We start from the raw sequence: 13,295 nt of genomic DNA, 5'->3' as shown, positions 1-13,295 counted from the left end.
ACGAGGGCGATCCTCCGCCTTGCGACTGCACGCACCAGACGCCGCGGGCCCCGCCCTCCGGGCGGACGGCGCCACTTTCGAAACACGCCCTAGCGCCGACCGCGGCGCCGGCGCCCGGTCCCGGCTAGCGCACGTCCACGAAGTCCGTCGCCGAGGTCACCGGCGCGGTGGTCGTCGTCCCGGCGAAGGTGTAGCGGAAGTAGCCGTCCGCCGACGCCGTCACCGTCGTCCTCAGGGCGCCCGTGGACGTGGTCCTGATCGTCTTGAGGGTCGTGTAGGCGCTGGTGCCGCTCTTGCGGAACTGGAGCTTCACCGACTGGGAGCCGAAGCCGGCGTAGGTGCCCTTCTCCCAGTCGGCCCGGGTCAGCCGTCCGGTGACGGTGATCGTCCTGCCCTTCTTCACCGGCTCGGGCGTCGCGTCGGCGGTGAGCTTGGCGGCGCGCCGGACGGAGAGGGTGCCGAGGTCGCCCTGCCACTTCTGGGCGCCCGTCTTCGTGTTGATGGCGACGCCGCCCGCCTTCCAGGTGCCGGCGTCGGAGTTGTACAGCTCGGCGGCCGGGACGGAGATGGTGGCCTTGCAGCTCAGGGCCGTCGAGGAGGTGGTGGTGCAGGTGCCGGGGTCGTCGCTGATGATCCGCGTGGTGTAGTTCTGCGGCGAGGTGCCGCGGTAGATCAGCGGGCCGTTCTGGACGGCGGCGAGGCTGGTGCCCGCCGGGTGGGTCACGGTGTACGTGACGGGGAGCCGCACGGTGCCGGTGGCCGCGACGGTGACCGCCTTGCCGCTGTTGACCTTCATGGCGGAGAAGGTGACGGCGGGCGTCGCGGCGGTGGCGGCGTGCGCGGCCGGGACGGCGAGGACGGTGAGGGCGAGGGCGCCGAGGGAGGCGGCCGCGGTGGCGCGTATGCGCATGGAGTTCCCCAGGTGGGAAAGGGGGGCACGGGGCCCGGAGTGATCGTGGGGTCTGTTGACCCACGCGATCAGATGCGCGGCCGAAGGGGTTGGTTGTGCCGATTCCCGGACACGACGGCGGATTTTGTACAGGGATTGCACAGGGATGGCACAACCGGGAAGGAACGTTCCGGCCCGTACTCCCCCGGGCCGGAACGCCCGTCGCGCGGGGGCTACTTCACGTCGACGTAGTCGCCCGTCGCGCTGACCGCCGCGGTGGTGGAACCGCCCGCGTAGGAGTAGCGGTAGTAACCGTCGACCGTGGCCTTGACGGTGGTCCGCAGATTGCCCTTGGCGTCCGTCTTGATCGTCTTCAGCGTGGTGTAGGTGCTGGAGCTCTTCTTGCGGAACTGGAGCTTCACCGATTGCGAGCCGTAGCCGCCGTACTTCAGCGTCTCCCAGTTGGCGCGGGTGAGCGCCCCGGTGACGGTGACGGTCGCGCCCTTGCGCACCGGCTCGGGCGACGCGTTGACGGTGAGCCTGGCGGAGCGCTGGAAGGAGAAGGAGCCGGCCTTCTCCTTCCACACGAAGTCGCCGTCCTTGGCGTCGATCCACGCGTCGACGTACCAGGTGCCGGCGTTGCTGTTGCTCAGGTAGTCCACGCGCGGGTCGATCTTCACCGAGGCGGTGCAGGTCGAGGTGGTGGCGTTCACGACCGTGCAGGTGGGCCTGCCGGTCGTCTCGAAGCCGTAGCCGGGGCCGGCGAGCGAGAACGAGTCGGCGCCCTTGATGCCCGAGTTGTCGGACGCGGTCACGCTGACCTTGACCGTCTTGAGGCCCGAGGTGCCGAAGTCCACCTTGTTGTCGCCGTCCACGACGACCTTGGTGATCCTGGTGTCGCCGAACCCGCCGTCGGCCTGGGCGGCCGGTACGGCGACGGCCGACACGGCCAGGGCCAGGGCCCCGGTCACGACGGTGGCAGAGGCACGCATGCGCATGTGTTGTCCCCACGTTCGAAGGGCGCGCGCCGCGGCTCACGCCCTCCGCGCACCCTGCATGTCTGCGGAACCCGCTGGTTCCGCAGACATGACCCGGGGCGGACGGGAAAGGTTGTAGGAGTTGTGAGTTTTCCGTGTGCGGTTCGTGGCGGTCAGTCGAACCAGCGGTCGCGGGCCAGTTCCTCCGTGCGGGACGGGTCCTCAAGGAGGGCCGCGACCTCGAACCGGCGGGGCCACTGACCCGCGGCCCAGGCCAGTCCCGCGGCGACGCCCTCCAGGGTGGCCGCGTGCAGGACGCCGTCCGTGGTCAGCCGCCAGTCGATCTCGACGCCGTCGACCACCAGCTCCTCGTGCTCGACGTAGAACCGCGGCGTCCCGGGCCCCAGCAGCACCCGCACCGGGTCGGGCACGTCGTGCTCGGCGCCCTCGGAGTCCACCGACCCGGTGACCGACTCGCTCAGCCGCCGCACCTGGAACAGCTCCGCCAGCCCGGCGGCCCGCGACGGCCGTACGGGAAGCAGCGGCACGCCCTCGGTGAAGGGCAGCAGGTCGGGCGAGTCGACGACGACCGCGTCGGCCGCGTCCACCACCTCCACCCGCCCGTCGACCACGGCCCGCACCTCGTCGGGCAGGGTCACCTGCTCCGGGTCCAGGTCGGCCAGCGCGCCGTACAGACCGTGCAGTTGGGCCGGGCCGACCGGGCGCTCCGGGTCGCCGAGCCGGTCGAGGAGTTCGGCGGCGCCGCCGGGCTCGTCCAGCAGCGCGGCGACCGAGGTGCGCACACCGAGCGCGCGCAGCACCTGCTCGTCCTCGAAGCCGGTGGCGTCCGCCTCGTCGTACAGGCCGTGCAGCAGCGGGTCGCCGCCCGCCGCGAGCAGACCGGCCGGGCGGCGGCCGTCCAGCACCGGGTGCCCGCGCAACCACCAGGCGGTGTACGGCCGTACGACCTCGTGGGTGCCGTCCGGCAGCAGGATGCGCACCGGCTGGGTGAGCGCGTCGCGCAGCGGCGGGCGGGCCAGCAGGGCAAGGGCCTCGGGCCAGTGGTCGTCGTCCACCAGGTCGAGGTCGCGCACCGCGACCAGCTCGGTGGCGACCGGGGGCACGGGGCTGTCCGGGAAGCGGTCGAGGATGTCCTCGCACCACACGTCCACCGCGTCCAGCAGACCCGCGTCGTCCGGCTCGGCGAAGTCCCCCTCGCGGGGCTCCAGTTCGTCGGGATCGAGGACGACGTCCGTGGCGCGCACCAGGGCGAAGTCGGCGAGGACCCCGCACGCGGCCAGCGGCTGCTCGCCCCACCTCTCTGCCAACTCGGCGTCCACGGCGGCCAGTTCACCCTCACGGATGACACGGGCGAACGGGCTTCCGGGCAGGACGAGTTCACCGGCCGGGGCGAGTTCGCCGTCCTCGTCGGGCAGCGCGAGCGCGCCCAGCCAGGGCTCGTCGCCGGGTTCGAGGGCCGCGTCCCGCACCAACGCCAGGACGGTGTCGGCGAGTTCCTCCGCTTCCGGGGCGTCCTCCTCCCAGGCGACGCCCCCGTCGTCGTCCAGCGAGGCCGCGACCGCCGCCCGCACCTGCGGGGTGGTCAGCACGGCCCGGGGTGTCGCCGGCAGGGCGCCCAGCTTCTCCAGGAGCGGGTGGGCGGCGTCCGGGTGAGCGACCTTCAACCCGAGCCGGGCCAGGACCTCCGGGTCGATACGGGCGGTGTCCGAGGTGGGCAGCAGGACCTGGCGGGGGCCGATGGTGGTCCTGTCGTCCGCCAGCGGCACCGGGAGGCCGGAGAGGCGTTCGGGGTCGACGCCGGCCAGGCTGTCGTACAGCCGGTACCACCACTCGGGGTCCTTCTCCAGGCCGGCCAGCCGGTCGATCGCGTCGGCGAGCGGGAGGCGGGCCACGCCCAGCGTGCGCAGTTCGACCCGGCGCTCCAGGCCGGCCGGCAGCAGGGTCGGCAGCACCTCGGCCAGGACGCGTACGGTGTCGGCGCCCGCGCCCTCCACGATCTCGGCGTCCCGCGGGCGCAGCGCCTCGGGCAGGTTGTCCCGCCCCTCCGCGTCCGGCCCTTCCGTGCCCCGTTCTTCCGTGCCCCGTTCTTCCGTGTCCTGCTCTTCTTCCGTGTCCTGGCCCGTGGGCTCGGGCCGCACGGCGGGCGGCAGGAACGCGGTGCGCGGCAGGCGGTCCAGGACGGCCTGGCGCAGGGCGCCGTCCAGCACGCCCTTGCCGAGCGGACCCGGCACGAGGGGGATCAGACCGTCGGTCACCGGCCGCCAGTCGGCGAGGAGCCCGGCGTACGCGTCCGCCGCGCGCTCCACCAGGAAGTCGGTGAGCGGGCCGGGGGCCGGGTGGCGGCGGGTGGTGTCCAGCGGGAACGACGCGATCAGCAGGGCGGGCACGCCGAGGGGTTCGTCGCTGGGGGTGGGGGCGTGCACGACCGGTGCGGTACGGGGCGGGAGCGGGCGCCCGTCCTCGTCCACGGGTACGGCCCAGGTGACCGACCAGTGCGGACGCAGCCGTTCCTCCACCGGGCGGTCGGCGAGGAGGTCGGGGGTGAGCCGGCCGTGCGCCGAAGCGGTGCGCCAGCGGGTCGTGCCGTCGCGGGAGTCCTCCACGACGGTGACCGTGCCGTCGGTGCGGCGGCGCAGGGTGCGCACGGTGTCCGTCTCGACGACGACCTCCGCCAGGCCGGGCAGGGCGAGGAGGAGGGCGTCGTCGACGGCGTCCAGGAGGCGTTCGGCGAGGTCGGTGGCGGCGGGGTCGCGCAGCGGGAGGATGACGACCGTGTCGTACGGGTCCGGGGCGGTGCCCTCGGCGGCGAACGGGAGGCGCAGCAGGGGGACGTGGCCGTCGCGGCGGCGGATCTCGTCGGCCAGGCCGGGGCTCGCGCCCGCGGCCTCCACGGCGAGGTCTCTGGCCTCGGCGAGGGACCAGCGGACGCCGCCGTGACGGCCGACGACGGCGGGCTCGTCCGTGACGGCGAGCACTGCGGCGAACCCGACACCGAAGCGGCCCACGGTGCCCGTTTCGATTCCTGTGCCGGGCGCGTCAGGTGTGCCGGGCGTGGCGGGGGTGTCGCGCTTGGCGGAGGCGCGGAGGGTGGCGAGGGATTCGACGCCCTCCGCGTCCAGGGGGGCGCCGGTGTTGGCGGCGAACAGGACCCCGTCGCGGAGGGTGAGGCGGAGGCGGCCCGGGACGCCGGTGCCGGCGCGGGCGGCGGCGTCCGCGGCGTTCTGGGCGAGTTCCACGACGAGGCGGTCGCGGTAGCCGCCCAGGACGAGGTCCTCCTCGGCGTTGGCGTCCTCGCGGAAGCGGGCGGGGCTGGTGGACCAGGCGTCGAGTACGCCGCGACGCAGGCGGGCGGTGCCGAAGGGGTCGGCGCCCTCTGGTGCCGGCCGCACGAACTTGCTCACGTTCACTCTCCATCGTCGGGCGTGACGACGAAGGTACCGCCCACCGGACCCTCACCCACCCCGGTGGCTCCGCCCCTCACCCCTGCTCGCCCACCCGCCCACCCGACTCGGCAGGATCAAGAGTGACCGCCCGGGGCTCCGCCCCGAACCCCGGCGGGGACTCCGTCCCCTGCACCCCTACAGCACCACGCCCCCGCTCCGCTCAGCAGCACGACGCCCCATGCCCCGCCCAGTCGCGCTCCCCAACCCCACTCCGGTCAGCCACACCCGCACACCCCGCCGTACCCGGCTGTGCCCCGCACCCCGCCCAGTTCAACCGCGCCGCGCGCCCTGTCCAGCCCAGCTGTGCCCAGCGCCTCGCCCCGCTCAGCCGCGCCCGGCGCACTCCGCCGGTGACGGCATACGTCCCGCCAGGGGCGGCTCGCTTCGGCGCCCGTCGGTGCCCCGTCGCACCCGCATCGCAGGCACCCCGCCGGGATCGGCCCGCTCGGTCCGCGGTGATGCCCCGGCCGGGTTCAACACCCCCTCCGGAGGAGCGCCGCACCCCGCCCCGTTCCACCGCGCCCCGCCTCCTGCGCCGCCCACCCTCGCCAGCACATCCCGCCGGTGTCGGCGCGCGTTCCGGGGATCGGTGCTCCCTCCGGAGGAGGGCCGCACGCCGTTCCGGGGCGGTCGTAGTCCCACGCCGGGGCAGCCCGCAACCCCGGCGAAGGCGAGGCGTTCCCGGGCCAAGCAGCGCAGCTACGAGTGGCCCAGTTCTTCCGTTGTTTCGTCCGGAGGGCCCGTCACCGAGCCCGAGTCGGGGGACGGGCGGAGGGGGAAGGGGTCGACGCGGGTCTCGTCGATGACGGGGGCGGCCGGCTGGGGCGGCTTGGGCATGACCGCCGCCTCCGAATGGCCGCCGCAGCCGTACGACAGGGAGACCACCCGGCCGTCCGCCGGGGAGAACTCGTTCGCGCACAAGCCGAACGCCTGACCCAGCGAACCGCCCAGGGGCACCAGGAAGCCGCAGGAGACGCACGCCGCCGGAGCCGCCTGGGCCATCGGCGTCTTGGACCCGAACGCCTCCTCCCAGCGGTCCGCGGCGACATGGAGGCCGTAGCGCGACAGGACCCGCGCCCGGCGCATGCCGAGCTCCTCGGCGACGGAGGCGATGGAACCCCGGCTCGGCACCGTCGGGAGCGCCGCCGGCGGCCCCGCGGTGACCTCCGCGTCCTCCGCCTCGACCAGCTCGGCCATCTCGTGCGACACCGGAGAACTCGGCACCGGCTCGTCGTCGCCCGCGTACCCGGGCTCCAGCCGGAGGTCCTCCGCCTCGGTGGGCAGCAGGTCCCCTGGACCCATGTCACCGGGACGCAGCCGCTCGCTCCACGGCACCCACTCCGGCGCGAGCAGCGCGTCCTGCCCCGGCAGCAGGACCACCTCGTCCAGGGTGACGAACTTGGCGCGGGAGGCGCGGGCCACCGTCACGGCCCAGCGCCAGCCCCGGTAGCCCAGTTCCTTGCACTCGAAGAAGTGCGTGACCACGCGGTCGCCCTCGGACACCAACCCCGAGTGCTCGCCCACCACACCGGGCGCGGCGGCCTCCTCGGCGGCGGCGCGGGCGAGGTCGACCGCCTCGGCGCACAGGCGGTCGGGGGTGCGGCTTCGCGTGCTCGCTGCGCTCACGGGTATCGCTTCTCTCCTACGCCGTCTCACGGGTGCGCCGGCCTGAAGGCGGCGGAGCGGACGGAGCGGACCTGTGGGCCGCATCGACGTCCGCGTCCGATCGCGCTCGGGCGCACCTCTGCCATCCATTCTGCGGGATGGCTGAGATACGCACGCTACCCGGTCACGGACGCCTGGCCTACACCGACGGCCCGTTCCGTGCGCGCGAACCCGGAAGCCGGCGCCCCGCGCGCCTGTGAAGTCCGGCGCCATGCCCGCCGTAACCGCACTATCGGAGGCGATCTCGGGGCACTATGAACGTCGTGGCAGCCGCGAGGTCGTCCCAGGGCGCCGCCGGAGTCGGCGGGGTCAAGGGGAACAGTCGAGGCGGCGGTGCGGGCCGGATGGGCGGCACCGTCCGCGCGGTCGGCCGTGCCCTGCACTTCCCGGTGACCGGTGCCGCCCGCGGCATCCGCAGGGCCACGCACGCGCACGGCGCGGGCGAGTCGGGCCTCGGCAAGCTGATCGAGCTGCACGCGGTCAACGGCGCCGGCGACGTCATGATCACCGTGGCGCTCGCCTCCACGGTCTTCTTCTCGGTGCCCACGGACGAGGCCCGCGGCCGGGTCGCGCTCTACCTCGCCATCACCATGGCCCCGTTCACGGTCCTGGCCCCGGTGATCGGCCCGCTCCTGGACCGGCTGCCGCACGGCCGCCGCGCCGCGATGGCCGCCGCGATGCTCGCCCGAGCCCTGCTCGCGCTGATCATCTCGGGTGCGGTCGCGACGGGCAGCCTGGAGCTGTACCCGGCGGCGCTCGGCGTCCTCGTCGCGTCGAAGGCGTACGGCGTGGTGCGCAGCGCCGTCGTGCCGCGGCTGCTGCCGCCCGGCTTCTCCCTGGTGAAGGCGAACTCCCGGGTCACCCTCGCCGGTCTGCTCGCCACCGGTGTGGCCGCGCCGATCGGGGCGGGCCTGCACTCGGTCGGCGATCCCTGGCCGCTGTACGGCGCCTTCGTGATCTTCGTGGCGGGGACGTTCCTGTCGTTCTCCCTGCCGCCGAAGGTGGACTCCGCGCGGGGCGAGGACACCGCGCTGCTGGCGGCGGACGAGGAACACCTGCACGGCCCGCACCGCAAACAGCTCAAGCGCCCCGGGCTGCGCACGGTCGGCACGGCCGTCACCCACGCCCTCGGTGCCAACGCGGCCCTGCGCTGTCTGTCCGGCTTCCTGATCTTCTTCCTGGCGTTCCTGCTGCGCGAGCACCCGCTGACCGGGGAGAGCGCCGCGGTGTCGCTGGGGATCGTGGGCGTCTCGGCGGGCGCGGGCAACGCGCTGGGCACGGCGGTGGGGGCCTGGCTGAGGTCGCGGGCGCCGGAGGTCATCATCGTGACGGTGGTCGCGGTGGTGCTCGGCACGGCGATCGTGGCCGCCGTGTTCTTCGGGGCGTTCCTCGTGGCCTGTCTCGCCGCGGTCGCCGGGTTCGCGCAGGCGCTGGCCAAGCTGTCCCTGGACGCGCTGATCCAGCGGGACGTGCCGGAGCTGGTGCGCACGTCGGCCTTCGCCCGCTCGGAGACGCTGCTCCAGATGGCGTGGGTGTTCGGCGGCGCGGTCGGCATCGTGATGCCGCTCAACGGCAGCCTCGGCCTGTGGGTGGCCGCCCTGTTCGTGGCCGTGGGCTGGCTGACCACCCTGCGCGGGCTGCTGGCCTCGGCCCGCCGCGGCGGCAGGTCACGACCGCGAGTGGCGTAACGAACGGGGCACGCCGCACCCCACGTGGGGGGTCCGCAAGGACCGCCCGATAGCCTTCGGCCATGACCATGCGATCCGCACCGCGACGCCGCCGCGCCGTCGCCGCCGCCGGCGCCGTTTCCGCCGGACTGCTCGTCCTGTCGGCCTGCGACAAGCCGACCCCGATGGCGACGATCACCGTCGGCACCAGCTCGGTCAGCTCCGAAGCCACCTGTTACAACGACGGCGACGCCCTGGACGCGGCCGCCCTCACCAAGTGCATCAAGAACACCGACATCAAGTCCATCAAGGTGGACCCGGACGAGACGGTCCGCTTCGGTGTCGACCCGACGATCGCGGACAGCAGCTGGACGATCCTGATGAACGGCCAGCCGCTCACGGACTCCAGCAGCAAGACGTACCGCACGATCCCGGGCAGCGTGTTCTTCAACGCCCAGTACGGCGCGCAGGGCAACACCACCACGGTCTCCATCAAGGAGGGCGACAAGACGGTGAAGGGCCTGTGGTCCTTCAAGCTCGAGAAGGACGCCTGATCACGCCTCGCGTCCGCCTCCTGATCGCCACCGCGGTCCCCGCCGAGCGGGACGCGGTGGCGAGGGCGTTCGCCCCCGCCGCCGACGAGGTCGCCCTGCCCGGGGCGGTCCTGCACCGGGTGCCCGGCACCGCCGATCTGCTGGCCGCCGGGGTCGGCCCGGGCCGCGCCGCCGCCGGTACCGCGACCGCGCTCACCGCGGCGGCCCTCGCGGGCACCCCCTACGGCCTGGTCGTCAGCGCCGGGATCGCCGGCGGGTTCGCCCCGCACGCCCCCGTCGGCTCGCTGGTCGTCGCCGACGAGATCGTCGCGGCCGATCTGGGCGCCGAGACCGCCGACGGCTTCCTGCCGGTCACCGAACTCGGCTTCGGGACCGTCGGCCACCGTCCACCCGAATCACTCGTACGGGTTGTGGGCTCGGTCATCTCCGCGCCTCTCGGGGCCGTCCTGACCGTGTCCACGGTGACGGGGAGCGCCGCCCGCGCCGACGCGCTGCGCGCCCGCCATCCCCGTGCCCTGGCCGAGGGCATGGAGGGCTTCGGCGTGGCCGAGGCCGCCGCCGCGCACGGTGTGCCCGTCCTGGAGATACGCGCCGTCTCCAATCCCGTCGGTCCGCGCGACCGCGCCGCCTGGCGCATCGGCGACGCCCTCGCGGCCCTCACCGAGGCCTTCGGGAAGCTCGCGCCCGTACTGGAGAGTTGGAACCCGCATGACGACTGAGTCCCTGAGGATCGCTTACTCCCCCTGCCCCAACGACACGTTCGTCTTCGACGCCCTCGCCCACGGCCGGGTGCCCGGCGCCCCCGCGCTGGACGTGACGTTCGCGGACATCGACGTCACCAACGGCATGGCCGAGCGCGGCGAACTGGACGTGCTGAAGGTGTCGTACGCGGTGCTGCCGTACGTCCTCGACGAGTACACGCTGCTGCCGTGCGGCGGTGCGCTCGGGCGGGGCTGCGGTCCGCTGGTCCTCACCCGGGAGGAGGGCGCCGACCTGACGGGCCGCACGGTCGCGGTGCCGAGCGAGCGGTCGACGGCCTATCTGCTGTTCCGGCTGTGGGCGGCCGACACCCTGCCCGGCGGGGTGGGCGAGATCGTGGTCATGCCGTTCCACGAGATCATGCCGGCCGTGCGGGACGGGAAGGTCGACGCGGGCCTCGTCATCCACGAGGCGCGCTTCACGTACCAGAACTACGGGCTGCACAAGCTCGCCGACATGGGCGAGCACTGGGAGCGCACGACCGGGCTGCCGATCCCGCTGGGCGCGATCATCGCGAAGCGTTCGCTGGGCGCGGACCGGCTGCGGCTGCTCGCCGACAGCATCCGTACGTCCGTGCACGCGGCCTGGGACGACCCGGAGGTCTCCCGGCCCTATGTCATGGAGCACGCCCAGGAGATGGACCCGGCCGTCGCCGACCAGCACATCGGGCTGTACGTCAACGAGTTCACCTCGGACCTCGGCGAGGACGGTCACGCGGCGATCCGCGGGCTGCTCACCCGCGCGGCGGCCGAGGGACTGCTGCCGCCCCTCGGCCCGGACGCGCTCGACTTCCCCTGAGCGGTTCCCGTGCGTGCGTTCCCAGAGTTCCTAGACGTCCAACTGGTCGGCGACCGCGCGCAGCAGGCCGGCGATCTTCTTGCCGGACGCCTTGTCGGGGTAACGGCCCTTCTCCAGCATCGGGGTGATGTTCTCGAGAAGGGTCGTCAGGTCCTGGACGATGGAGGCCAGTTCGTCCGGCTTCTTGCGCTGGGCGGCCGCCACCGAGGGGGTCGGGTCGAGGAGGACGACCGAGAGTGCCTGGTCGCCGCGCTGTCCGGCGACCACGCCGAACTCCACGCGCTGTCCCGGCTTGAGCGCATCGACTCCGGCGGGCAGGACCGAGGAGTGGACGAAGACGTCACCGCCGTCGTCGCGGGAGAGAAAGCCGAAGCCCTTCTCACTGTTGAACCACTTGACCTTGCCGGTGGGCACGTCTGTCCTCGTCCTCGTACTCGTCGGAAAACTGCTTCTGAAAACGGCTCTTGATAGCACTCGGGCGGGTCGACCACGACCCGCCGGTACCAAGGCTAATGGTCTTGCGGCCGGTGACAAGACGTCACCCGGTTGTTCCTTCGCGCTGGGAACTACCCTGGTCCGGTGCGTGACAAAACCCAAACGAATTCCGCCGGGCCCGGCGACGGACTGATCCGCGCCGGTGCCGTGGTCTTCTTCCTCGGCGCGGTGGCCACTCTCGTCACGGTGGCCCCGCTGTTCCTCGGTGCGAAGCCTTTTCCGACGTACATGTTCGGCCTCAGCATGCTGATGGCGATCGGGTTCCTCGTGGCCGGCGCGGGAGTGCTGCGCTCGGCCGCGGCGGGACGGCGTCAGGCGCGGGAGGCCGCCTCGCGGTAGGCCGTGAGCCAGGCCGGGAACGCCGTCAGGTCGTCGAGGACGACGTCGGCGCCCGCGGCGTGCAGGTCGTCGGCGGGGCAGGGGCCGGTGGTGACGGCCACGGACAGGGCGCCGGCGGCGCGGGCGCCCCGGACGTCCCCGACGTGGTCGCCGACGTACACGGTGGCGCCGTGCTCGCGCAGCGCACGGGCCTTCTGCTCGGCCCACAGGTCGCCTATGACCGCGTCGGGTTCCAGGCCGAGGTGGGCGAGGTGCAGCCTGGCGTTGGGCTCGTACTTCGCGGTGACCACGATCGCCCGTCCGCCGGCCGCGCGCACGGCGGCGACGGCCTCGCGGGCGCCGGGCAGCGCCGGGGTCGCGGCGACGGCGATGGTCGGGTACATCGCGCGGTACAGATCGGCCACGGGGCCGATCTCGTCCTCGGGGAACCAGTTGATCAGCTCCTCGGCGAGCGGCGGCCCGAGCCGGGTGACGGCGAGATCGGCGTCGATGTACGTCCCCGTCCGCTCGGCCAGGGCCCGGTAGGTGGCGTGGATGCCGGGCCGGGAGTCGATGAGGGTCATGTCGAGGTCGAAGCCGACGACGGGTGCGGAACTGGTCATGCGGGCCATTGTGCCCACCCGTTCATGGCCCCGAGGCGGCGCGGACCTGTGAGCCGGGTGACGTCCGCGCGGGCGCCGGACCGGCGGCCGCACGGCGTGCCGGGCCTCAACGGGCGCGCTGGGAACGCCAGAGGAGGTAGAGGGCCGAGGCGACGGCCGCCGCGCGGAGCATCCAGGGCCAGGTCTGGGTGAGGGCGTCCTTCATGTGGCCCTGGGCGATGGGGTCGCCCCAGCGGCCGTCGCCGCGGCCCCACAGCCAGACGACGCCTCCCGCGAGGGCCAGGCCGGGCAGGCCGAGCACGGCCCACTTGGTCTCGGCGGGCGTCAGCCGACGGGAGCCGTACGCGATGACCCAGCCGAGGATCAGCGCGAACCCGTTGCCGAGGACCGCGCCGACGACGAGCGCCGCGGCGGCGAGCAGCAGCAGCGGGTTGCTCCAGCCCGCGGCCGGCCGGGGCAGGGCGAGGCGCCGGCGGGCGGCGGGCGGCTCGGCCACCGGTTCGGCGGCCTCCACCACCGGCTCCGGCGCCCGCGCCTCCTTCTCCTCCGGCTCGGGCTCCCTCGGCGGCGGTTTCAGCAGATCGGGGATCTCGACGCCCCCGACGAACCCGGGTACGCCGTCGCCCACGTCGAAGGGGCTGCTCTCCACCCGCCACCAGTCGTTCCGCACGGCGCTGCCGCTGCCGCCGAGTTCCCCCTCGCTCGCAAGGTGCGGCGGCGAGGGCACGTCCGCCGGGGGCTCCGGCGCGGCGGGGCGGGGCCGGGGCACGGCCCGGCGCAGTCCCTTGGGCCGGGTCTCGGACGGCGCGGGCTGCGCGGGGACGGCGGTGGGCGGCGTCCACGGCGCCACGGCGGTGCCGCCCGCCGCGGCGACCACGTCGTCCGGGCTGCCCAGCCGGTCGAGGATGCGGCGCACGGCGGCGGGACTGTCGACGGTCGTCTTCGCCCGGTGCCGGTCGATCTCGTTGCGCAGCTCGGACACCAGCCGCATCCGGGTGGCGGACGGCAGCTGCCGTTGCTGGGCCACGTCGCCGACGCGGCTCAGATACTCGTAGACGACCTGGTCGCTCTCGATACCCACGAAGT

General features: G+C 73.9%; 12 protein-coding genes. 5 read left to right on the top strand and 7 right to left on the bottom strand.

Annotated elements, in window-relative coordinates; all coding sequences use genetic code 11:
* Positions 1-124: 124 nt before the first annotated feature.
* The 4 genes from AB0F77_RS23815 to AB0F77_RS23800 all read right to left on the bottom strand — a co-directional run bounded on the left by AB0F77_RS23815 (position 125) and on the right by AB0F77_RS23800 (position 6,956).
* Positions 125-910, bottom strand: coding sequence for a hypothetical protein (locus AB0F77_RS23815; RefSeq protein ID WP_361952059.1), 786 nt, complete (start codon positions 908-910; stop codon positions 125-127).
* Between the two features lie 212 nt (positions 911-1,122).
* The gene (locus AB0F77_RS23810) at positions 1,123-1,887 is read right to left on the bottom strand and encodes a calcium-binding protein (protein WP_361952056.1); all 765 of its coding nucleotides are present in this window, start codon (positions 1,885-1,887) and stop codon (positions 1,123-1,125) included.
* Positions 1,888-2,039: 152 nt separating this feature from the next.
* Positions 2,040-5,288 (bottom strand): molecular chaperone Hsp90, encoded by a 3,249-nt coding sequence (locus AB0F77_RS23805; protein ID WP_361952053.1) that lies wholly within the window; start codon positions 5,286-5,288, stop codon positions 2,040-2,042.
* A 741-nt stretch (positions 5,289-6,029) separates the two neighbouring features.
* Complete coding sequence (locus tag AB0F77_RS23800) at positions 6,030-6,956, bottom strand: DUF3027 domain-containing protein (protein WP_361952050.1); 927 nt, start codon at positions 6,954-6,956, stop codon at positions 6,030-6,032.
* Positions 6,957-7,258: 302 nt separating this feature from the next.
* On the opposite strand from AB0F77_RS23800, the gene AB0F77_RS23795 reads away from it, so the two are divergent.
* The 4 genes from AB0F77_RS23795 to AB0F77_RS23780 all read left to right on the top strand — a co-directional run bounded on the left by AB0F77_RS23795 (position 7,259) and on the right by AB0F77_RS23780 (position 10,773).
* Positions 7,259-8,683, top strand: a complete 1,425-nt coding sequence (locus tag AB0F77_RS23795) for an MFS transporter (protein WP_361952047.1) — start codon at positions 7,259-7,261, stop codon at positions 8,681-8,683.
* A 62-nt stretch (positions 8,684-8,745) separates the two neighbouring features.
* On the top strand, positions 8,746-9,216 hold the full coding sequence (locus AB0F77_RS23790; protein WP_361952044.1) for a DUF2771 domain-containing protein: 471 nt from the start codon (positions 8,746-8,748) through the stop codon (positions 9,214-9,216).
* Positions 9,186-9,935, top strand: a complete 750-nt coding sequence (locus tag AB0F77_RS23785) for a futalosine hydrolase (protein ID WP_361952041.1) — start codon at positions 9,186-9,188, stop codon at positions 9,933-9,935. Before AB0F77_RS23790 ends, AB0F77_RS23785 begins: the two co-directional genes overlap by 31 nt.
* Positions 9,925-10,773, top strand: coding sequence for a 1,4-dihydroxy-6-naphthoate synthase (locus AB0F77_RS23780; protein ID WP_361952038.1), 849 nt, complete (start codon positions 9,925-9,927; stop codon positions 10,771-10,773). The genes AB0F77_RS23785 and AB0F77_RS23780 overlap by 11 nt, the downstream gene beginning before the upstream one ends.
* 30 nt (positions 10,774-10,803) lie before the next feature.
* On the opposite strand, the gene AB0F77_RS23775 is transcribed toward AB0F77_RS23780, so the two are convergent.
* Positions 10,804-11,187 (bottom strand): cold-shock protein, encoded by a 384-nt coding sequence (locus AB0F77_RS23775; protein ID WP_361952035.1) that lies wholly within the window; start codon positions 11,185-11,187, stop codon positions 10,804-10,806.
* A 165-nt stretch (positions 11,188-11,352) separates the two neighbouring features.
* Between AB0F77_RS23775 and AB0F77_RS23770 the strand changes: the two genes are divergently transcribed.
* Positions 11,353-11,607 carry a hypothetical protein gene (locus AB0F77_RS23770; protein WP_361952032.1) on the top strand — a complete coding sequence of 85 codons (255 nt, stop codon included), beginning with the start codon at positions 11,353-11,355 and terminating at the stop codon, positions 11,605-11,607.
* Here the strand turns inward: AB0F77_RS23770 and AB0F77_RS23765 are convergent.
* Both AB0F77_RS23765 and AB0F77_RS23760 read right to left on the bottom strand, forming a co-directional pair.
* Positions 11,580-12,218 carry a haloacid dehalogenase-like hydrolase gene (locus AB0F77_RS23765; RefSeq protein ID WP_361952029.1) on the bottom strand — a complete coding sequence of 213 codons (639 nt, stop codon included), beginning with the start codon at positions 12,216-12,218 and terminating at the stop codon, positions 11,580-11,582. The two genes, AB0F77_RS23770 and AB0F77_RS23765, sit on opposite strands and share 28 nt — an antisense overlap.
* A gap of 97 nt (positions 12,219-12,315) precedes the next feature.
* A complete protein-coding gene (locus AB0F77_RS23760) occupies positions 12,316-13,290 on the bottom strand; it encodes a hypothetical protein (protein ID WP_361952026.1) in 975 nt (324 codons plus the stop codon).
* Positions 13,291-13,295: the final 5 nt, after the last annotated feature.

This window comes from Streptomyces sp. NPDC026672 (genome assembly GCF_040638185.1).
Taxonomy (GTDB): Bacteria; Actinomycetota; Actinomycetes; order Streptomycetales; family Streptomycetaceae; genus Streptomyces.
This window is presented reverse-complemented; position numbering and strand designations above follow the sequence as displayed.